The organism is Qipengyuania sp. JC766, from assembly GCF_040717445.1.
In the GTDB taxonomy this organism is placed as follows: Bacteria; Pseudomonadota; Alphaproteobacteria; order Sphingomonadales; family Sphingomonadaceae; genus JC766.
Map to the genome: position 1 here is coordinate 1,142,112 of NZ_JBFEFL010000001.1, position 21,487 is coordinate 1,163,598.

The window sequence follows — 21,487 nt, forward strand, 5'->3', positions numbered from 1 at the left end:
AAGTGGGGCGTCAGCCGGACGGCAGCTTATTGTCTCGCATCGACTCAAAACGGACCGACCGCATTCGGTCCACAAGGTGTCGTTTCAGTCGCCGGCATCGATCAACCGCTTTCCACCCCACTCCCGGACGCTGCTCCTATCCGATCGCTCCGGATTTCCTCAGCAACTGGTACGCCTCGACCACCCGGCCGAGGCGTTTTTCGTATTTGCGGTCGCCGCCGTTGCGGTCGGGGTGATAGCGGCGGACGAGTTCGGAATAGCGGCGGCGCAGGCGCTGGCGGTCGGTGTCGGTGCCGAGCCCCATCGTCTCCAGCGCTTCCGCCTCCTCGCGGCTGAAATGCCGGTTGCCGGTGCCCGTCGCCATGGCCATCGCGGCCTTGCGTTCGGCCCGGCTGCGGATGCCAGCGACACGCGCGCCGATCGCGTCCAGCGGATCGTCGTAGTCCGCCCACCGCGGCATGCCGTCGACGCCGGCTGTCGGCTTGAACGCGGGCTGTTCCGTGCGCCAACCGGACGCGGGCGACTGCGCGGCGAGGATCTCGTCCGCGCTCATCCCTTCGAACCAGTCGTACCCGGCGTTGAATTCGCGCACATGGTCCAGGCACAGCCAGCGCCATTGGCCCGGTCCGTCGAAACTGCTGCCCTGCGGTCCGGGCGCGCGGAATTCGCCTGCGCGGGTACAGGCGGGATGCTCGCAGGTCCGGCCTTCGCTTTCGTATCGTCCGTGGAACTTCGATGGGCGCATAGGGCTTAATGGTGGAGACTAGGACGCCGGATTTGAAGGGCCAAAAGAAGGACGGACATGGCATCGGTACAGGACGAAATGGAAACCAAGCTGCGCGAGGCGTTCGCGCCAACCCGGCTGGACATCATCAACGACAGCGCCACCCATCGCGGGCATTCGGGCGATGATGGCAGCGGCGAATCGCATTTCACCGTGGTCATCGAGGCGCCGGCCTTCGGCGACATGAGCCGGCTGGAACGCCAGCGCGCGGTGATCGGCGCACTGGGCGACATCGTGGGCGAGCGGGTCCACGCGGTCGCCATCCAGGCGAGCGCACCCACGCAATGAGCTACGACCTGTGGTACTGGCCGGGCCTGCAGGGTCGCGGCGAATTCGTCCGCCTGTTCATGGCCGCTGCCGGGATCGAGTGGCGCGACAGGGCACAGCAGGCCGATGCGCAGGCTCTGGTCGAGGACATGGAAGCGCGCGAGGACGGTCCCGATTTCGCGCCCTGGGCCCCGCCCTACATCGTGGACGACAGCGGCTTCGCCATCAGCCATGTCGCCCATATCCTCAGCTGGCTGACGGACCGGCACGATCTGGGCACCGGAGATAGCCGGACGGACCTCCATTTGATCCAGCTGCAACTGACCATCACCGACATCGTCGCGGAGGCGCACGATACGCACCACCCGGTGGCTGACAGCGCCTATTACGACGAGCAGAAGGACGAGGCGAAACGCGCGGCCGCCGCATTCCGGGACGAGCGCATGCCGAAATATTTCGACCATTTCGAAAAGGCGCTGGGCAAGCGGGAAGGCCCGTTCGTGGCGGGCGAAGGCTGGAGCCATGTCGACACGTCGCTGTTCGAGCTGGTCGAGGGGTTGCGCTATGCTTTCCCGACCCGGATGTCCGAGCTGGAAGGCGAGTATCCGAAGATAATCGCGTGCCGTGACGCGGTCGCGAGGATCGACGGGGTTGCGCAGTATGTTGCATCGGACCGCCGGATCGCGTTCAACGAGGACGGCATCTTCCGCCACTACCCGGAGCTCGACGCATGATCGAACAGACCGTCACCCCCACCACCCACGATCTCGGCGCCTTCGAGGTCCGGCGCGCCCTGCCCAGCCCGAAGCGGCGGATGGTCGGCCCGTTCGTGTTCGTGGACGAGTTCGGACCCGGTCAGCTCGACATCGGCGGCGGAATGGACGTGCGCCCGCATCCGCACATCAACCTCGCCACGGTAACCTGGCTGTTCCAGGGCGCCATCGACCACCGCGACAGCTTGGGCACGTTCAGCACGATCCGTCCCGGCACGGTGAACCTGATGACCGCCGGCACCGGCATCGTCCATTCCGAACGCAGTCCGGAGGAAGAGCGCGCCAAGGGGCCGGAACTATACGGCATGCAGACCTGGCTGGCCCTGCCCGACGGACGCGAGGAGATCGATCCGGCGTTCGAGGCGGTCTCCGACCTGCCGGTGATCGAGGACGGGGGCACGAAGGCGATCGTGATCATGGGCAGCCTCTGGGGCGAGCGTGCGACGACGACGACCCATGCCGAGACGATCTACGCCGAGATCCTGCTGGGCGCGAATGGCTCCATACCGATCGAGGCCGATGCCGACGAACGCGCCCTCATGCTGGTCGGCGGGGAAGCCGAAGTGGACGGCATCGCGCTCGGCCTGTTCGAACTGACCGTCCTGAAGCCGGGCGAAGCGATGACGCTGCGCTCGCGCGAGGGCGCGCGCGCCATGCTGCTGGGCGGCGAAGCCTTCCGCACGAAGCGCCACGTCTACTGGAACTTCGTCAGTTCCGATCGGGACCGGATCGAGCAGGCGAAGGAGGACTGGCGCGAAGGGCGGTTCCCCAAGGTCCCCGGGGACGAGCACGAGCGGATTCCCTTGCCCGATCAGCCGAAGACGGTCAGCTATCCCTGACAGCGAGGACGGGGAGGAAAACATGGCGGACGCGAATGCCTTCGAAGGCCACGCATGGTGGATCACCGGCGCGAGCAGCGGCATCGGTGCGGCGCTGGCGCGCGAACTGGGCCGGCGCGGTGCGCGGATCGTGCTGTCGGGGCGTGACGAGGCCCGACTGGAGGCGGTCGCTACGGAGATCGCCACCGAAACCCTGGCCCTGCCATTCGACGTGCGGGACGAGGACGCGATGCTGGCGGCGCGCGGCCGGGCCCTGGAATGGTCCGGCGGGATCGACGGCTTCGTCGCCAATGCCGGCATCAGCCAGCGCAGCCGCGCGACGAAAACCGCGATGGAGGTCTATCGCGACATCATCGACATCGATCTGACGGCGCAAATCGCCGCGACGCAGGCGCTGCTTCCCCACATGACGACGCGCGGATCGGGGCGGCTCGTTTTCATCTCGTCCATCGCCGGCAAGGTCGGCGTGCCGATGCGCACCGCCTACAGCGCGGCGAAATTCGGTCTTGCCGGCTATGCCGACGCCCTGCGGGCCGAGCTTTCGCAGAACGGCGTGGACGTCCACGTGATCTATCCGGGATCGGTCGCCACAAACGTTTCGCGCAACGCGCTGACCGGCGAGGGCAAGGCGCGCGGGCGCAGCGACCGTGCGATCGACGAGGGCATCCCCGCAGACGAAGCGGCTGCGACGATGCTGGACGCGATCGCTCTCAACCAGCGGGAAATCATCGTGGCGCGCGGCATGGAGGAAGCGATGGGCGAAATGCGCCGGACGCCGGACCAGCTGTTCGACCAGGTCGCGGCGATGGTCGCCAACGGATACATGGAAAAGATGGAGGCGGACGAATGAGCATGGACCTGACACGCGTGACACTGGCCAACGGCATCGAGCTCGATGTCGTCGACACAGGTCCGAAGGACGCGCCCGTCCTCATGTTCCTGCATGGCTTCCCGGAAAGCCACCGGACCTGGCGCCACCAGATCGCGCATCTTTCGGACCGCTATCGCTGCATCGCGCCGGACCAGCGCGGCTATCGCGGCAGTTCCAAGCCGCAGGAGGTATCGGCCTACACGCCCGACAAGCTCATCGGCGACGTGTTCCTGCTGGCGGCGGAACTGGGCGTGGACGAATTCACCGTCGTCGGCCACGACTGGGGCGGCGCGATCGCCTGGGGCGTGGCGCTGATGGGACAGAAGGGTACCGGCACGGGCCGCGTCACGCGTTGCATCATCGCCAACGCGCCCCATCCCGCAGTCTTCCAGAAGCTGCTCTACACCAATCGCCACCAGCGCGAGTCCAGCCAGTACATGCGGGGTTTCCGCGATACCGGGAACGATGCGCTGGTGCGCGAACACGGTCTCGTCGGCATCCTCATGAAAGAGGTCAAGTGGGACCGCCCCGATGCCATGGAGAAGGAAGAGCGCGACGCGCTGCTGGAGGACTGGCAGGACCGCGAGGCGGCTTTCGGCATGCTCAACTGGTACCGGGCGAGTCCCGTCGAGGTGCCGGCAATGGACGAGCCCTTCGAACTGCCCGATGGCTATTCGGCCTCCGGCCTGCCCGACCTGAAGATCCCGACACTGGTGATCTGGGCGCTGGAAGACCGCGCCCTGCCGCCCGAAAACCTCGAAGGCCTGGACGCGGTGATCCCCGACCTGGAAATCGTGAAGGTGCCCGATTGCGGACACTTCGTGCCGTGGGAAGCGCCCGAAGCGGTCAACGCGGCGATGGACACGTTTCTGGACCGAACCGGCTGAGCCGGCGCGTCAGCCGGTCCACTCGATCCACGCCCCGTGCGGGTGTGCGGTCGCAAGCGTGTGCCACTCCTCGCCGCCGGGCCAGTATCGCACGCGCAGTTCGTGGCGGTGGAGGTCGCGGTTCGCTTCGAGCGATATCCAGGCGAGCGGCGCATCCTCGCTTGCCGCGGCGCCCAGTTCCTCCATGGTCGCCTCGATCCGCTCGCGCTGCTCCTGCGGCAGGTACTGCCACACGACCGAGTGCATCAGGACGCGCGTCGTACCGGCGCCCGGCCCTTCATTCTGCGCCATCGCGGCGACGAAGGCATCGGCCGCCTGCCGCTCGACCTCGGGCGGAAAGGTCCGCGCCGCGGCAATGGCCGCATCGAGGCGCGCGAAGCGTTCGGTCTGCTCTGGCCAGATATAGGCCCGCAGGCGCAGCGCCGCGTCCTCATCGGTCAGGTCGACCGGCTTGATGTCGCAGCCGCGCGCCGCAACGATGTCGATGTCCGCCTGCGGAGGCGGGTCCCCGCGCCAGTCGGGGGCAATCTGCATCCGCGCAGTGGCCGGGCCGGTGGTCGTTCCGCCCAAGTCGTAGCGATAGCGCCGCATCATCAGATTGACGCCCGCGCTCGACCCCAGCTCGTACAGCGCGAAATCGCCCGCCAGCCCGCGGTCCGCCAGCCACAGGAGCGCCGCCGCGTAGCAGGCCGACCGGCCCGCCTCGTTGGTCTGCGGCGGTCCGTCCAGCCACGGCATCAGCACCGCTTCGTGCCGCTCCATGACGTCCGCCAGGAGCGCGGCAGCCTCGCTCACGCGCTGTCCCGTGAAGAGCGGCGCGAGCTCGGGCGCATCGCCCGACAGGTGCAGCGCGTGCAGCCCGCCCGCCACTCTCAGCGGCAGTGCATCGGCCAGCGGCGGTCCGGCCCACATGCGGACGCGCCGCATGACTGCCCCGCCCCGCTCGCTATCCAGCAATTCCCGCAAGGCCGCGCAAATATCCGCGGTGATCTGCGCGCCGTTGTCCCGGCAATAGGCGACCTGGTTCTCGAAGGCGCGATCGACCGCCTCGGTCCCGGTCGCCTGCGGGTCGATCACCTCGTATTGCGCGTCCCTGTCGATTGCCATCGCGATTGCCCTTTCCGGTACCCGGCCCTATCTGGCGCGCCATGTCCCAAGCTCCGCTCACCTTCGCCGTGCCCAAGGGCCGTATCCTCGAAGAAGCGCTGCCCGTGATGGCACGCGCGGGCGTCGTGCCGGAAGAGGCCTTCCACGACAAGGCCAACCGGTCGCTGACCTTTGCGACCACCCGCGACGACATGTCGCTCATCCGCGTGCGTGCCTTCGATGTCGCGACATTCGTCGCCCATGGCGGCGCGCAACTGGGGATCGTCGGCTCCGACGTGATCGAGGAATTCGACTACGCCGACCTCTACGCGCCGGTCGATCTCGATATCGGGCATTGCCGTCTGTCGGTGGCGGAACCGGTCGAAGGTGCTGCCTCGGTCGACGGCGCGAGCCCCAACGAGAGCCACGTGCGGGTCGCGACGAAATATCCGAACTTGACCCGCCGCCATTTCGAGGCGCGCGGCATCCAGGCCGAATGCGTCAAGCTGAACGGCGCGATGGAAATCGCGCCCAGCCTGGGCATGTGCGGGCGGATCGTGGACCTCGTTTCCACCGGGCGGACCCTCAAGCAGAACGGGCTGGTGGAAACCGCCCGCATCATGGACATTTCCGCGCGGCTGATCGCCAATCGCGCCGCAATGAAGACCGACTCGCGTGTCGCCGAACTGATCCAGGCCTTCCGGTCCGATGCGAAGGAAAAGGCCGCCTGATGCTGTGGCTCGATAGCAGGGACGCCGATTTCGAAAGCCGCTTCGCGCGGCTGGTCGATGCGCGCCGCGAAAGCGACGAGGACGTCCGCGGCGATGTCGCCGCGATCCTGCGCGACGTGCGCGCGGAAGGCGATGCCGAAGTCATCGAACTGACGCGCCGTTTCGACCGGCACGAACTGGACGATGGCGACGAAAGCTGGTGGTTCGGTCCGGACGCCTTTCGCCGGGCCTACGATGCGCTGGAAACGGACCTGCGCGATGCGCTCGATCTCGCCGCCACGCGTATCCGCGCCTATCACGAAGCGCAGCTGCCCGAAGACCGGGACTATACAGACGATGCCGGGGTCCGGCTGGGGGCCAAGTGGCGCGCGGTGGACGCGGCGGGCATTTACGTTCCGGGCGGGCGCGCCGCCTATCCATCATCGCTCCTTATGAACGCCATTCCGGCGAAGGTGGCCGGGGTCGAGCGGATCGTCGCCGTCTCCCCCACGCCGCGCGGGCAGATCAATCCGCTGGTTTTGGCGGCCGCCCACATTGCCGGGCTGGACCGGCTCTGGCGGATCGGCGGGGCGCAGGCGATCGCGGCGCTGGCCTACGGCACGCAACGGATCGCGCGGGTGGACGTCATCACCGGTCCGGGCAATGCTTGGGTCGCGGAGGCCAAGCGGCAGCTTTACGGCGTGGTCGGCATCGACATGGTCGCAGGGCCGAGCGAGATCCTGGTGATCGCGGATGGCGAGAACGATCCCGACTGGATCGCTGCCGACCTGCTCAGTCAGGCGGAGCACGATCCCAGTTCGCAATCGATACTCATTACCGACGATGCCGCCTTCGCCCGCCGGGTGGAAGACCGGGTCACGGTCCAGTCTTCCATGCTCTCCACGCGCAAGGTCGCGCAGGAGAGCTGGAATGCGCACGGCACGATCATCGTGGTGGACCATCTCGACGAGGCGGTCCCGCTCGCCGACCGTCTGGCGGCCGAACACGTGGAACTGGCCGTCGCCGACCCCGAACCGATGATGGACCGGCTGCGACATGCGGGCAGCGTGTTCCTCGGCCGGATGACTCCCGAGGCGGTGGGCGATTACGTCGCCGGACCCAACCACGTCCTGCCGACCGGGCGCCGGGCCCGCTTCGCCAGCGGCCTTTCCGTGCTCGACTTCATGAAACGCACCAGCTTCCTCTCGGTCGGCGACAACGGCCTCGACGCGATCGGCCCTGCCGGCATCGCGCTCGCCCATGCCGAGGGGCTGCCCGCACACGCCAGATCGATCGAATTGAGGATGGGCAAATGAACAAACGCTCCCAGGCGCGTTCCGCCGCGCGGCTCGCCGCGGTGCAGGCGCTTTACCAGCAGCAGATGGAAGGCACCGCCCTTGCGAAGCTTCTCAACGAATTCCACCAGCACCGGCTCGGCCGCGAGATCGAGGACGAGCAGATGGCGGATGCCGACATCGACTTCTTCGACGATGTCGTGTCCGGCGTGGATGCCCGCCGGGACGAGATCGACGCGAAGCTGACCGCGCGCCTCGCTCAGGGCTGGACGTTGGCACGGCTCGACAAGACGATGCTGCAGGTCCTGCGCGCCGGGGCTTACGAACTGATGGCTCGTCCCGACATCGCGATCGGCACGGCGATCGGCGAATATGTCGACGTCGCAAAGGCCTTCTTCGACGATCGGGAGGCGAAATTCGTCAACGGCATCCTGGACGGTATCGCGAAAGAGGTGCGGTGAACGAAACCGCCTTCATCGCGGCCCTCCGTTCGCTCGACCTGTCGGATGCCGCGCGCAATCTGGAGGACGACGCGGCCGTCCTCGAGATCGGCGGAGAGACCCTGGTTGTCACCCACGATTCCATGGTCGAGGGCATTCACTTCCTCCCGGGACAGGACCCGGCCGACGTGGCGTGGAAACTGGTCGCCACCAATCTTTCCGACCTGGCGGCGAAAGGTGCCATGCCGGTCGGCGTGCTTCTTTCTTACATGCTCGGCGACGAGAACGAGCGCTTCATTGCAGGATTGCGTGACGTGCTGGCGCACTTCGAGGTCCCGCTTATCGGCGGAGACACCGTCAGGGGCGGACCGCCGCGGACCTTCGGCCTGACGGCCATCGGCCGCGCAACCAGCATGCCGGTGCCCGCACGCAGCGGCGCCAGGCCAGGTGACGCACTCTACCTTTGCGGTAACGTCGGTGCCGCGATGATGGAATTTGAAGCCCTAGAAAACGGCAAGGAGGTGGCAATCGGTACCTATCGCCGTCCGCATCCCCTGCTGGCTGAGGGTGCCGCACTGGCCGCGCAAGTCACTGCAATGATGGATGTTTCCGACGGACTGCTGCTCGATGCCTCCCGCATCGCGCGCGCCAGCGGAGTCACCATCGACATAGCGACCGAAAGCGTCCCGATCGAAGCGCCCGCGAACCGGCGCGCAGACACGCTTCGCTGGGGAGACGACTACGCCCTGCTCTTCACCCTGCGGCCGGGCACGAAACCGGCGGCGGCATCTGCGCGCATTGGACGAGTCCTCGACCTGTCGGGATCGCCGCTCCTGCTGGACGGTAAGCCACCCGCCGACGGAGACGCTCTCGGCTACATCCACCACTGAGCGCGCGAGAGGGCTTGCCCTGCGGCCTTCCCCAATTATACCCAGGCATTCCTATGCGTGACCCGTAGAAAGCGGGCGCGCTCTTCTCTGGGATTGGGGAACCTTCGTGACACTTGTATTGATCGCAATCGCGCTCGGCCTGCTGGCCGTTCTATACGGCTTCATTACCAGCCGACAGGTTTTGGGCGCCGCAGCCGGCAACCAGAAGATGCAGGAGATCGCAGGCGCGATCCAGGAAGGCGCGCAGGCCTACCTCAACCGCCAGTATACCACCATCGGCATCGTCGGCGTGGTCGTGGTCGTCCTGGTAGGCGTGTTTCTCGGGGTCATTCCGGCCGCAGGCTTCCTGATCGGCGCGATCCTTTCGGGTGTCGCGGGCTATATCGGGATGAACATCTCGGTCCGCTCCAACGTCCGCACCGCTGCCGCCGCGCAGAGCGGCCTGCAGCAGGGCCTGACGCTCGCTTTCCGCGCCGGTGCGATCACCGGCATGCTCGTCGCAGGCCTCGCCCTGCTCGCGATCGCGGTGTTCTTCTACGTCATGGTCGATTTCCTCGGCCTCGGCGCCAGCAGCCGCGAAGTGATCGACGGGCTCGTGGGTCTCGCCTTCGGCGCATCGCTCATTTCCATCTTCGCGCGCCTCGGCGGCGGCATCTTCACCAAGGCGGCCGATGTCGGCGCCGACCTCGTCGGCAAGGTCGAGGCCGGTATCCCGGAAGATGATCCCCGCAACCCCGCCGTGATCGCGGACAATGTGGGCGACAATGTCGGCGACTGCGCCGGCATGGCCGCGGACCTTTTCGAAACCTATGTCGTGACTGTCGGGGCCACCATGGTCCTGACCGCACTGCTGCTCGCCGACATCGGCGACCTTCTGCTCCCGATGATGTCCCTGCCGCTGCTGATCGGCGGTGCCTGCATCGTCACCAGCATCATCGGCACCTATTTCGTCCGCCTTGGCAAGGGCACCAATGTCATGGGCGCGATGTACAAGGGCTTCCTTGTCACCGCCGTCCTCTCGATCCCGCTGATCTGGCTCGTGATGCAGTACGCGCTCGGCGACATGAACGTCGCGATCGGCGCCGAAAACCTCGGCGCTGTCGATCCGGGCGCCCCCATTTCGGAAGAAGGTACCGCGGCCATCGCGCCCTTCACCGGCTGGGACCTGTTCTGGTCCTCGATCATCGGTCTGGTGCTGACCGGCGTCATCATCTGGATCACCGAGTATTACACCGGGACGAACTTCCGCCCGGTCAAGTCGATCGCCAAGGCTTCGGAAACCGGCCACGGCACCAACGTGATCCAGGGTCTGGCGATCAGCCTTGAATCGACCGCCCTGCCGACGCTGGCGATCGTCGCCGGCATCATCGGCGCCTACCAGCTCGCCGGCCTCATGGGCATCGCCTACGCTGCCACCAGCATGCTGGCACTCGCAGGCATGGTCGTGGCGCTCGACGCCTATGGCCCGGTCACCGACAACGCAGGCGGCATCGCCGAAATGGCAGGCCTCGACGACAGTGTTCGTGAAAAGACCGACGCACTCGACGCGGTGGGTAACACGACCAAGGCGGTGACCAAGGGCTATGCCATCGGTTCGGCGGGCCTTGCCGCGCTTGTCCTCTTTGCGGCCTATACTACCGACCTCGCCGAGTTCTTCCCGAATGCGGACGTCGATTTCAGCCTGGAGAACCCGTACGTCATCGTCGGCCTGCTGCTCGGCGCCCTGTTGCCCTACCTCTTCGGGGCGATGGGCATGACCGCGGTTGGCCGCGCTGCCGGTGACGTGGTGAAGGACGTGCGCGAGCAGTTCGCCGCGGACAAGGGCATTATGGCCGGCACCAGCCGTCCCAATTACGCCCGCACGGTCGACCTCGTGACCAAGGCCGCGATCAAGGAGATGATCATCCCCTCGATGCTGCCGGTTCTCGCTCCGATCGTAGTGTATTTCGGCATCTTCCTCATCGCCGGGCAGGAAAACGCCTTCGCGGCGCTTGGGGCCTTGCTCCTCGGCGTGATCGTCGGCGGCCTTTTCGTCGCCCTTTCCATGACCGCCGGAGGTGGCGCGTGGGATAACGCGAAGAAATACATCGAGGACGGCAATCACGGCGGCAAGGGTTCCGAGGCCCACAAGGCGGCAGTCACCGGCGACACGGTGGGCGATCCCTACAAGGATACCGCTGGACCAGCCGTAAACCCGATGATCAAGATCACGAATATCGTGGCATTGCTGCTTCTGGCTGCGCTGGCCGGTCAAGGGGCATAGACCATAATATTCGAGATTTAACACCCCGTTCAGCTTGTGTCAGACGGGGTTTTAACTTGCGGTTCAGACCACGTTATGCATCATAGAAACGTTGAGCTAAGGGTAGCCATTTTGGACTTACTCCAGCTTTGACTTGGCTAATGCTGGTCACAAAGGTCGCGGGATCGACCATAGATTTGGGGACGCATACAATGACGATCAGACGTATTATTTTTCGCGGTGCAAGCGCCTGTGCAATGTCTTTTGCTATATTGTCGGGGACCCCAGATGGAATGTCGGCATTCGCTCAAGAAACGCCGCCTCAGGTTGCAGAAACGGCAAACAAACGAATTCCTGTCGCGGAATTCGTGAAGCAATTAACGATGCGCAACACGAGGATATCTCCAGACGGGAAGAAGCTTGCGTATTTGACAGGGAAGGATGGTCGGGAGGTACTCGTCGTCTTCGATCTTGAAACTCTCGAAGAGAAACCAATCCTCGCTGCCGAAGAGGCTCGGAGCGGTGGCGACCGTACCTTGGCGGGGTTTCGATGGATTGGAAACGAACATGTAGTGATGACCGTCATCCTGCGGGAAGAAATCAATGGGAATCTCGGTGATTTCCGCCGCCTCGTTGCCTACGACGTCGTGTCCGGCGATCTTGTCAATCAGGCTTGGCGCGATTCCGGTGCAGACGCGGGCGCCATTCTCGATATTGATCACGCAAGCGGAACATACCTTCTCCAGCGCGACAGCGTTGCAAACAGCACCGAGAGATGGGGTTTTCCGGAAGTCGGTGAAGTCGAAGTCGATACGGGGAAATTTAAACGCGTGCAGCGGACCAATCCGATTGTTCGGAGTTGGTCGGCCGACTCGCGTGGGAATCTTCGTTTTGGGAGCGCTTACGATGGCGACACGGGCAAAGTTCGCATTTTGTACAAGGGCGAGAACGACAGCAATTTTAAGACAGTATACAACGAAGCGGACGAAACCTTTACGGAAGGGCCTCCTACGCCAATAGCCTTCATTCCTGGGACGGATATGGCCTATGCGACGTCGCGTCATGAGGGTCACACGAAAGTGTACAAACTCGACCTCACAACGATGAAGCCGGTCGAAACGGTCTTCGAAACTCCCGGCTTTGATGTGCAAGGCGTCGTTACCGACGATAATGGAAAAATACTTGGATACAGCGTCTTTGATGGTGAGCGTAAGGTCGAATATACGGATCCAAATCTGAAGGCGATCAAGCGTATGCTGGAGGATACCTTCGGCGAAGGCGAGGTCAGCCTCGTCGATTATACTGAAGATTTTGGCATGGTTCTCTTCAACGCGGGAGGCAAACAGCGTGCCAGCGGATATTACTCATTCAATACCAAAACCGGTCAAGTCCAGCTTTTGAATTGGCAGCGAAATACGCTTAAGGACGCACCGCTCAATCCCGTCCGAGCCGAGTGGTACGAAGCTAGCGACGGAACAAAAATTCAAGCAGTGGTCACGTATCCGCGACATCGCATGGGAGAAAAAAACCTCCCGGTGGTAGTCATGCCCCACGGCGGACCTTTTGGGGTCCTTTCTGCTACGAACAGCACGGAACCGTGGAACCAGCCGCTGGCAGAGCAAGGCTATGTGGTCATTCAACCAAACTATCGTGGTTCTGGAGGCTACGGAAAAGAGTTCGAACAATTGGGTCGCGAGCCTGGCGGTTATGGCAAGCGGATGCAGGATGATCTGAACGATATCCTCACTTACTACGGAGAAAAGGGCGTAATCGATCCTAATCGCGCATGCATTATGGGATGGTCGTATGGGGGCTTCGCTGCTGCCCGCGGCGCGCAACGTGACCCTGAAATTTGGAAATGCGCCGTTGCTGGTGCGGGGGTTTACGACATGCCTTTGATGAATAAGTGGGATGCAGACAATCTCGGTCGATTCAGCAGCGGCTTCCAAGCAACCTCCAACGATCCGGAAGCGATTTCTCCGGCACGCCATCCGAATGGCGATTGGGCCCCGATTCTAATCGTGGCGGCAGAGAGAGACGCACGCATTCCGATGGAGCAGGCTCGAACACTGGTGTCCGCTCTACGAGGTGCCGGAAAGAAAGAAGGAACGGATTTCAAATACGTTGTTCAACCGGAGGGTACGCACAATTTACCTTATGACGATGTCCATATCGAATGGATCGAAGAAGCTTATGCATGGCTGGAACGGTTTAATCCGGCGTATATTCCTGAGGACGATGGAGTTAAGCCAGAGCTTCTCAGCTTCAACTAGTTCGTGATCCCGACTTGCAAGCTCTATCTAGCCTTCAATTCGAAGTCCTTGTTGGACCAGCCGTAAACCCGATGATCAAGATCACGAATATCGTGGCATTGCTGCTTCTGGCTGCACTGGCCGGTCAATCGGCGGTCTGATCCGCGTCCTCGTTTAGGAAAGCCGGGTGATCGGGTTCATCCTGATACACCCGGCTTTTCTTTAAGCCTTCGTCAGTCTCTCCCCGCTAGGCCGCATTCGCGGCAATTCCGCCGCAAGTGCCTGCAGGCGGACACGTGCGTAGCGAAGCGCTTAACCAGTTTCATCAACCGCACCGGACGGCAACCGCCGCTCCGCACCTCGAGGTCGCCCGTTGGCCGGAGTCGTGCGCTCTGGACAACGCTGTCTGGTCCGAGTTGTCTGCCGACGCCCAAGTGCCCAATCCCTTCTTCACCGAATGGGGCCTTCGGCCTGCGCTGGACGCACTCGATCCGAAGAGCAGCGTGAAGCTCGCATCGCTCTTCAGCGGTCAACAACTGTCCGGGCTCATGCCGCTGGCCTTCAGGGGCGATTATTACGGCTATCCCCTGCCCCACTTCAGCGGTTGGCTGCATGCCAACGCTTTCGACGGAACCCCGCTCGTCAGGTCAGGCGCAGCCGAGGATTTCTGGCGAGCGCTGCTCGACTGGTGCGATGCCAATTCGGGCCGCGCACTCTTCCTGCACATACCGCTGATGGATCGCGACGGCCCGGTCTTCGCAGGATTGAAAGCCGTCACGGCAGACCAAGGGCGCGCAGCCGCAATCGTTCAGGAAGAGGACCGGGCCTCCCTGAACACGGAACTTGGATCGGAAGCCTACTACGAGGAATCCCTCAGCACGAAGAAGCGCAAGGAACTGCGTCGACAGCACCGGCGCCTGGCGGAAGTGGGCGAGCTCTCCTTCGCGCGCGAGACCGGGGAAGAGACGCTCGACGACTGGATCGCCGCATTCCTTGCATTGGAAGCAGCAGGCTGGAAGGGCGAGAACGGATCGAGCCTCGCCGCAGCGCCGGCGACCGACACGATATTCCGTGAAACGCTGACGGGCGCCGCGCGCGCAGGGGCGCTCGAACGGCTGAGCCTCACGCTGGACGGCAAGCCGATCGCTATGCTCGCCAATTTCATCGTTCCGCCCGGCGCTTTTTCCTACAAGACCGCCTTCGACGAAGAATATGCGAGATTTTCTCCCGGCGTCCTGCTGCAGCGCGAGAACCTCGCCCTGCTTGATCGCGCCGATATCGCCTGGACCGACAGCTGCGCCGCGCCCGATCATCCCATGATCGACCGCATTTGGCGCGAGCGACGGCGCATGGTCCGGGTCAGCGTTGCCATCGGCGGCAAGGCGCGACGCCTGCTCTGCCGCCAAATCCTGCGCCGCGAAACCGGCGAGGACCTGAAAGGACTATGACATGGGCGTGATGCAGCATCTGGACGGCGAGCCGCTTCATGACGAAATTGCCTTCGACGAAGACGCCCGCGCGCTGTTTGCTCGTAATTACCCGGAAGTGCCGCATAGGCTGACGCACGGCCTGTCCCTGCGAAGCGAGATGCAACTCGATGCGTTGGCAGAACTGGCCGAACGCCTTCCGGAAAACTCCATCGAGTACAACCGGGGCGACGTGCCGATCGGGGTGGACGGCAAACCGGGATCGACCGGGCGCTCAATCGGAGAAACGATTCGCGCCATCGCCACCAGCAACAGCTGGGCAGTCCTGAAGAACATCGAGCAGGATCCCGAATACGCGGCCCTGCTGCACGCGCTGCTGGGCGAACTCGCACCCCAGATCGAAGCGACGACCGGCGAACTTCTGACGCCGCAGGGCTTCATATTCATCTCCTCGCCGAACGCGGTCACGCCCTATCATTTCGACCCGGAGCATAACATCCTCCTGCAGTTGAAGGGGACGAAGGTCATGACCCAGTTCCCTGCGGGAGATGCGCGCTTCGCGCCCGATCGGGTGCACGAAAGCTATCACCTTGGCGGCGCGCGAGAGCTCGTGTGGGATGACGCATTCCTTTCCGACGGTCGCGAGTTTCCGCTGGGACCGGGGCAGGCCGTCTATGTTCCGGTCATGGCGCCTCATTTCGTGCGCAACGGGCCGGGAAGCTCGATCTCTCTCTCGATCACCTGGCGGTCGAACTGGTCCTATGACGAGGCGGGAGCCCGTTGCTTCAACGCGATCCTGAGGCAGGCCGGAATGAACCCGAATCCGCCGCATCGCTGGCCGGGGAGCAACCGGTGGAAGCGTCTCGGTTTTCGGGCCTGGCGCAAGGTCTTCGGTCCGCCTTCCCCGTCATGACCGCCTTGCCTCCCGCCGACGATTTCGCCGCTTTCGTGACCGACTGGTCTGCGCTGGACGCACTTGCCGCAGGTGAGCATCCGGCGCGCCGGTTCATGCGGGCTGCATGGTTCGCTTCCGGCACCGATGCCGCGGAAACCGTCGTGCCGATCCGTTCCGGCGATGGTGAATTGCTCGCGGCCATGCCGCTTTCGAAGAAGGCATTCGGGCCGGTGGGTATCTCGCAGATTGCCGGGCCCTACTGGCCTTTTCGCGGTTTTCCCGTGCGCGCCACGGCGGACGCGAATGAGCTTCGCAAGGCATTTTCATCGAAATCGCTTGGCAGGGAACTCGGACCTGTCTGGCGGCTCGGCCCCGCTGTGGACGACGATCCCTCGCTCGAGGCGACCGTCCGTGCAGCCACAGCCGCGGGCTGGACCGTGCTGTCCCGGCCAGTTGGCTCGCTGTTCGTCCTGGACCTGAAGGCCCTTCGTTCGGGCGGGAACTGGCCTTCCAGCAAGGGCAAACAGAAGGATCGCTGGCGGGTCCGGCAGCTGGGAAAAACGGGCCCCGTGACGATCCGCGCCTTTGATGGCAGGAACTGGACGGAGGAAGACCGCGAGGCGATCGCGCGAATAGAGAGCAATTCCTGGGTGGGGCAGCTCGAAGAGGGAGGCGATACCAAGTTCGCTGATCCGGCGCTTCGCAAGACCTGGACGCAAATGAGCCGTGATCCTGTCCTGGCAGGCATGATCCGCGGGCACATCCTGCATGTCGGCGACACGCCGGCGGCCTTCACTTTCTGCCTGGAGACGGGCGACACGCGCTATTGCATCGCAAACAATTTCGACCAGCGGTTCAAGAATTTCAGTCCCGGTCGCGTGCTGCTGTATTACGATTTCGAGGACGCCGCCGACCGGGGCATCGCCCGCATCGATTGGGGTTTGGGAGACGGCGGCTACAAGAGTCAGATGGGGGCGACGCAGGGATCCTCGGTTTCCGACTTGCTCTTCGTCCGCAGCAGGTTGCTGGCACCCATCCTCAAACGGATCTGGCAGCGCGGTTGACGGCCGGTGCCGCGTTTCGCATGGCGAAGCGTGCACGAAAACACCGATCCCGCCCGCCTCGTCGACGACCTTGTCTCCCTGCTCACGGTAGAGCCGACCGACGATCATCACTGGCAGGCGAAGCCGCAACCGGGCGGCGTCGGGCGCGTCTTCGGGGGGCAGGTCATTGCCCAGGCACTGCAGGCGGCGCAGGGCACGGTCGGCGATGGCAAGATCGCGCATAGCCTCCACGCCTATTTCCTGCGGGGCGGAAAAGAGGGACCGCCAATCGATCTCAGGATCGCGCGCGATTTCGACGGCCGCAGCTTTTCCAACCGGCGCGTGGTGGCCAGCCAGTCTGGCGAGCCGATCCTCAACCTGACCGCCAGCTTTCAACGGCCGGAGACGGGCATCGAGCACCAGCAGTCTTCGATGCCGACGGTAACGCCGCCCGAAGAGCTCGTGTCCGACCAGGAGCTGCGCCGCAAGATGGTCGAGAAGCGGCGCGATGATATGTCGGAGGCGCAACTGGCGATCCTCCTGCGCCCCCGTCCGATCGAAATCCGCTCACCCGATGCGCGGCACTGGACCAATACCGAGCCGCGCGAGGCACAGCTTGAGAGCTGGTTCCGGACGGTAGCCCCTCTGCCGGACGATCCGGCCCTGCACCGTGCGGTCATCGCCTACGCCAGCGACTACACCCTTCTTGGCACCAGTGCCCTGCCCCATGGATTGTCTTGGATGCGCAACGAAATCGTGGGCGCCAGCCTCGATCATGCCATCTGGTTCCATCGCGACGCCCGCGCCGACGAATGGCTGCTTTACAGCACCGACAGCCCTTGGAGCGGCTCCGGCCGGGGATTCAACCGCGGCAGCATCTATGACCGCAAAGGCCGCTTGGTCGCCAGCGTGGCACAGGAAGGGGTGATGCGCAGACAGAAGGGCTAAGGACGGCAGGCATTTGCCCATAAAAAAGGCCTCCGAACGGAGGCCTTTTTCACGTCAAATGAAAGGATCTTAGCTGTAGATCCAGTCCCAGATCGAACGGAACATAACAATTCTCCTAGCTGCGTCACCAGCAGGAGTATGTTAACCTTAACTGTTTGTAAAGCATTAACCCTGTTGAATCTTGGGCCTCAGACTATCGTTCTGTAAAACAAGGATTTCCCGAAACTCGACCAAGTGAAGGGGCCGGGAAATGTAAAAGCCCTGCCCCGTGCGGCAGCCCATCTCACGCAACAATCTGTATGATTCGGCGTCCTCAATCCCCTCTGCGACAGAGTGCATCTCCGACTCCTCCGCCATGCGCACGACATTCGAAACGATCGCACGCGCGCGCGAAGATGACGCCAATTGCCGGACGAACATCTGGTCGATCTTGATCTCGTCGAAGGGAAGCTCGAACAATGCCTCGAGGTTCGCACTTTCGACGCCGAAATCGTCCATGGAGAAGCGGATTCCCGTACGCCGGATCTCCTCGAACACGTCCCTCGCCGACCGGAAATCCTCGATGCGAGCCGTTTCGGTGACTTCAATGGCAAGGCTCGCCGGATCGACCTCGAACTTGCGCAGATTTTCCTCGAACAGATCTGCGATTCGGTTGTCCACAAACTGGATCGCCGAAACATTGATCGAGATCTTGGGCTGGTGGCCGTGTTCGCCGAGCATGGACGCGGCGCGCAAGCTTTTCAGCACGACGCGCTTGGTCAGTTCGTCCAGCCTTCCGGCGCGTTCGCATTGCAGGATAAAGCGCGCTGGCGAGATTTCGCCCCGTTCCTCGTCGACCCATCGTGCCAGCGCCTCGGCCCCCTCGATCATTCCCGTTCGCAAATCCACCTGCGGTTGAAGCTTGATCGAAATGCGGTCTTCCGAGAGCGCCGTTTCCAGTCGCGCCTGCAGAGAATAGTCCCACGTATCTCCGTTCTCTTCGAGTTCGGAGATAACGAAGACGGGGCGATAGGCTTCGCGCGCTTGGTCGGCGGCTGCAATCGCCGAGCTCAACCGGCTGGCTATCGGCTTGCCGGTTCCTTCGTCCGCGCCGAAGGTCAGCGAAACATCGAGAGCACGGTCGCCCGTCGCGATCGACTGAGACGCAACCGCTCGCAGCCCTTCGAGATGCGCCTGCAGGTCGAGGTCTGGGGTCTTCTTCAGAGCAAAGGCAAAATACTTCCCGCCGTCGTAATAGATCGCCGTCCCCGAATCGCCGAGTGCAAGGCGGGAGGCGATCTGCCTCAAATAGCCAGCGCGTTCTCCTTGCGGCAGGTTGGCGAACATGGCGTCGAGCCTGGCAATTTTCGCCACAACTATGGCATGAGACGGTCCATGGTCACCGTTCTCGACATCACGCTGGAGGGCGGCGAAATTCGGTAGCTTCGTCCGGTTGTCGATGTAGACGTGCCGCCGCTTGTAGCGCGCTATCGCGCGCAGCATCGCGTACCAGGCGCCGAGCAATGCAGGTTCGGAAAAGGTGATGCGGATGCCGAATTTAGCGCTCAGGACGAAGACGACAAGAAGCGCCGCTACCCACGAACAATAGAACAGGCGCCTCGCCCTGTCCTTCTTGAATTTCGCGGCCCCGGCGATGAGTGCGATGGCGAAAAGCGCGAAAACGATCCAGGGCGCGGTGTAGCCCGTTCCCCGTTTCAAGGTTTCCGCTCCGATGATGTGAATGACGCTCGACGGTACTATTCCGGCGTCCGGCACCTTCACGAGAACAGAATTCGGCCCTGCCTCGCCAATGACAACCGTCTTGCCGCGCAAATCGGTCGCGGGAATTCGCTTAAGGTCCAGCGCCGAGATACGTGGGATCGTTGCCGGGTCGATTGTGTAATCGGGTAGCACGAAGGACCGCGATGTATCTTCGCCTGCGATCGCGAAACTGAGCGATTCCAGTTCGGCCCCATCCCAGGACTGCCGGGCTCCTATATCCCACACGAAGCCGAGAAAGTCGGTCTGATAGTCACGGCTTACCTGCGGCATACCCCTGGTAAAGAAGGGATCCGTTTCGGAATAGGTCTCGCTGTCGTGGAAATCGCTTCGCACCGTGCGGGTCAGAAGGACCCTATTGCGATTGGCCTGAAGTACCGACCGCAAGTCGTCATTGGTCCGGTCGGAGCGGCTGAGCTTGATAGGAAGATCGACGACGATCGTTTCGGCATTGGAATCGGCAAGACGTCCTAGGACCTCGGCAAGCTGGTCGTTTTGCTCGCTGTTGCTGGGAAACTTGCTCCCATCCATCTCGACGAAGACAATATCGCCGCTCGCCGAATGATCGAAGAACTTCGACTGGGTCGTCCACACCCCGATATCGAGCGGTCGCAACAACGTGACCAGCCCCACCACGAACGCGACGAGGGTCGCGATCACAGCGTGGCGGAGCCGTATGTTGCTGGTCAGTTTGCGCACGATAGTCCTGGTTACTAGGAGCGAACCCTGCGTGTTCTCTATCGTGTTAAGGTAAACAGGGCGTTCACAGACGCGACGTTCCGCGCCCGCGACGAAGCAGGTAATTCTACCTAGTGACGTGCATGCAGACGGGATTGCCGCGACTCATCCGGCCCGCCGCAGCGCGGGTATCGCGCTGTTATCACCCGAGAATATCAATGGCCCGCGCCGTGCTGCCGAGCGCCCAGCAAGTCCTCGGAGGCAAGCAGACGAATTCAAGAAAAATCAGGACGGCGGGACTGATCAGGCTGAGACGTTAACCGTCTTTGCCGAACTGGGACCAGAAACACGAGCTTCGAACCACGGCGAAATCCACTCCCGGAGGCGCCTATTGATCGCCGAGGGCAGCCTCGATCGCACCGAGTGGCACGAACTTGAAATTCTGTGCCGATCCCGGATTGACACCATCCTGAGCAACGAACAGGCCGCCCGGGAAGGCCGGGCCGAAATCTCCGCGCATCGCTTCGATCCCGTCGGTTTCCTCGGTAGATCCCAGTTCGCCCTGTGCGATGCGGAAGCGACCTGCCGGCACCATGTCCGGCAGGCGATAGCGCATATAGGTGTTGTCACCCTGGCTCGACGCATAGAGCCATCCGCCGTCGCGTCCTTCGGGGACGAGCGCCAGACCTTCGAGGTCTGCCACGAGATTCCGGTTGTCGACGCGGGCGACCAGTTCGCCATCCGTCCGGCCAGTTTCGAAGCGCCAGACACCGCCAGCTTCTTCGCCGATGTAAAGTGCCCCGTTGCGCTGATCGATGGCACAGCCTTCCGGCTGGCTGGGCACACGCATCGTCCGCAGAAGCTCGGCCGAAGGCCCGCCGTCCAGCGTGACGCGATATTCGCGTATCTCGCCTTCCTTGGGCACGGCGTAAGCAATCAGCGCTTCGCCTTGGCGCCACGCGCAGATTCCGTATCCCTCACCCGGTCCGCTCGCCACCTGTCCGATCGGCCGCAGTTCGGCCGAAGCCGTTTCGAGCCGGAAAAGCGAGAACTTCGAATTTGCGAGATCGCTCCGATCACTGGCAATCACGATGATGCCCCCGCTCCCCATATCGACGAGGTCGACATTGTTGAGCCCCGGTGCCGCCAGGAAATGGCGGACCGCCCCCGTCAGGTCATAAACGTACAGGCCGCCCTTCTTGTCGGTACCGATGACCAGGCTTTCGGCACCATTGTCGGGATTAAGCCAAATGGCGGGATCGTCCGCCGCATCCTCATTGTTCGTCGCAACCGGCTCCGTTTCCGCGACGGCGTAGACAGGCACCGCGGGGTCTCCGGTGATGGGGATCGTAGCGCAGGCCCCAGCCATGCCGAGAGAGAGAAGCGCCAGGCTTTGAAATCC

The 21,487-nt window shown here is 63.3% G+C and carries 19 protein-coding genes; 15 read left to right on the forward strand and 4 right to left on the reverse strand.

The annotated features are described in order from the left end of the window. Positions 1 to 136: 136 nt before the first annotated feature. Positions 137 to 745, reverse strand: coding sequence for a J domain-containing protein (locus tag AB1K63_RS05710; RefSeq protein ID WP_366958996.1), 609 nt, complete (start codon positions 743 to 745; stop codon positions 137 to 139). A 57-nt stretch (positions 746 to 802) separates the two neighbouring features. Between AB1K63_RS05710 and AB1K63_RS05715 the strand changes: the two genes are divergently transcribed. From AB1K63_RS05715 to AB1K63_RS05735, 5 genes are read left to right on the forward strand one after another with little or no spacing between them, the layout of a single operon-like run. Then, positions 803 to 1,072: a BolA family protein gene (locus tag AB1K63_RS05715; protein ID WP_366958997.1), complete on the forward strand. Its 270-nt coding sequence runs from the start codon at positions 803 to 805 to the stop codon at positions 1,070 to 1,072. Beyond that, positions 1,069 to 1,785, forward strand: coding sequence for a glutathione S-transferase (locus AB1K63_RS05720; protein WP_366958998.1), 717 nt, complete (start codon positions 1,069 to 1,071; stop codon positions 1,783 to 1,785). The genes AB1K63_RS05715 and AB1K63_RS05720 overlap by 4 nt, the downstream gene beginning before the upstream one ends. Continuing rightward, positions 1,782 to 2,663 (forward strand): pirin family protein, encoded by an 882-nt coding sequence (locus tag AB1K63_RS05725; RefSeq protein ID WP_366958999.1) that lies wholly within the window; start codon positions 1,782 to 1,784, stop codon positions 2,661 to 2,663. The genes AB1K63_RS05720 and AB1K63_RS05725 overlap by 4 nt, the downstream gene beginning before the upstream one ends. 22 nt (positions 2,664 to 2,685) lie before the next feature. Continuing rightward, a complete protein-coding gene (locus tag AB1K63_RS05730; RefSeq protein ID WP_366959000.1) occupies positions 2,686 to 3,513 on the forward strand; it encodes an SDR family NAD(P)-dependent oxidoreductase in 828 nt (275 codons plus the stop codon). Beyond that, positions 3,510 to 4,421: an alpha/beta hydrolase gene (locus tag AB1K63_RS05735; RefSeq protein ID WP_366959001.1), complete on the forward strand. Its 912-nt coding sequence runs from the start codon at positions 3,510 to 3,512 to the stop codon at positions 4,419 to 4,421. Before AB1K63_RS05730 ends, AB1K63_RS05735 begins: the two co-directional genes overlap by 4 nt. Before the next feature lie 9 nt (positions 4,422 to 4,430). On the opposite strand, the gene AB1K63_RS05740 is transcribed toward AB1K63_RS05735, so the two are convergent. Continuing rightward, positions 4,431 to 5,528, reverse strand: coding sequence for a DUF2332 domain-containing protein (locus AB1K63_RS05740; RefSeq protein ID WP_366959002.1), 1,098 nt, complete (start codon positions 5,526 to 5,528; stop codon positions 4,431 to 4,433). 41 nt (positions 5,529 to 5,569) lie between these two features. Here AB1K63_RS05740 and hisG point away from each other — a divergent pair, with 41 nt between their 5' ends. From hisG to AB1K63_RS05790, 10 genes are all read left to right on the forward strand, one after another. Further along, positions 5,570 to 6,238 carry an ATP phosphoribosyltransferase gene (hisG, locus tag AB1K63_RS05745; RefSeq protein ID WP_366959003.1) on the forward strand — a complete coding sequence of 223 codons (669 nt, stop codon included), beginning with the start codon at positions 5,570 to 5,572 and terminating at the stop codon, positions 6,236 to 6,238. Further along, positions 6,238 to 7,533, forward strand: coding sequence for a histidinol dehydrogenase (gene hisD / locus AB1K63_RS05750; RefSeq protein ID WP_366959004.1), 1,296 nt, complete (start codon positions 6,238 to 6,240; stop codon positions 7,531 to 7,533). The genes hisG and hisD overlap by 1 nt, the downstream gene beginning before the upstream one ends. Continuing rightward, positions 7,530 to 7,973: a transcription antitermination factor NusB gene (nusB, locus tag AB1K63_RS05755; RefSeq protein WP_366959005.1), complete on the forward strand. Its 444-nt coding sequence runs from the start codon at positions 7,530 to 7,532 to the stop codon at positions 7,971 to 7,973. Before hisD ends, nusB begins: the two co-directional genes overlap by 4 nt. After that, positions 7,970 to 8,842, forward strand: a complete 873-nt coding sequence (gene thiL, locus AB1K63_RS05760; protein ID WP_366959006.1) for a thiamine-phosphate kinase — start codon at positions 7,970 to 7,972, stop codon at positions 8,840 to 8,842. Before nusB ends, thiL begins: the two co-directional genes overlap by 4 nt. Before the next feature lie 106 nt (positions 8,843 to 8,948). Next, positions 8,949 to 11,105, forward strand: a complete 2,157-nt coding sequence (locus AB1K63_RS05765) for a sodium-translocating pyrophosphatase (protein ID WP_366959007.1) — start codon at positions 8,949 to 8,951, stop codon at positions 11,103 to 11,105. A gap of 191 nt (positions 11,106 to 11,296) precedes the next feature. Then, the gene (locus AB1K63_RS05770) at positions 11,297 to 13,357 is read left to right on the forward strand and encodes an alpha/beta fold hydrolase (protein ID WP_366959009.1); all 2,061 of its coding nucleotides are present in this window, start codon (positions 11,297 to 11,299) and stop codon (positions 13,355 to 13,357) included. A gap of 395 nt (positions 13,358 to 13,752) precedes the next feature. Further along, entirely contained in the window at positions 13,753 to 14,784 is a 1,032-nt protein-coding gene (locus tag AB1K63_RS05775; protein ID WP_366959010.1) for a GNAT family N-acetyltransferase, read from the forward strand. Between the two features lie 10 nt (positions 14,785 to 14,794). Beyond that, the gene (locus AB1K63_RS05780) at positions 14,795 to 15,676 is read left to right on the forward strand and encodes a transcriptional regulator (protein WP_366960651.1); all 882 of its coding nucleotides are present in this window, start codon (positions 14,795 to 14,797) and stop codon (positions 15,674 to 15,676) included. Continuing rightward, positions 15,673 to 16,722: a GNAT family N-acetyltransferase gene (locus tag AB1K63_RS05785; protein ID WP_366959011.1), complete on the forward strand. Its 1,050-nt coding sequence runs from the start codon at positions 15,673 to 15,675 to the stop codon at positions 16,720 to 16,722. Before AB1K63_RS05780 ends, AB1K63_RS05785 begins: the two co-directional genes overlap by 4 nt. A 30-nt stretch (positions 16,723 to 16,752) precedes the next feature. Then, positions 16,753 to 17,649: an acyl-CoA thioesterase II gene (locus AB1K63_RS05790; RefSeq protein ID WP_366959012.1), complete on the forward strand. Its 897-nt coding sequence runs from the start codon at positions 16,753 to 16,755 to the stop codon at positions 17,647 to 17,649. A gap of 165 nt (positions 17,650 to 17,814) precedes the next feature. On the opposite strand, the gene AB1K63_RS05795 is transcribed toward AB1K63_RS05790, so the two are convergent. Continuing rightward, positions 17,815 to 20,106, reverse strand: a complete 2,292-nt coding sequence (locus AB1K63_RS05795) for an EAL domain-containing protein (RefSeq protein WP_366959013.1) — start codon at positions 20,104 to 20,106, stop codon at positions 17,815 to 17,817. 367 nt (positions 20,107 to 20,473) lie between these two features. Further along, complete coding sequence (locus AB1K63_RS05800; RefSeq protein WP_366959014.1) at positions 20,474 to 21,454, reverse strand: phytase; 981 nt, start codon at positions 21,452 to 21,454, stop codon at positions 20,474 to 20,476. Positions 21,455 to 21,487 lie beyond the last annotated feature (33 nt).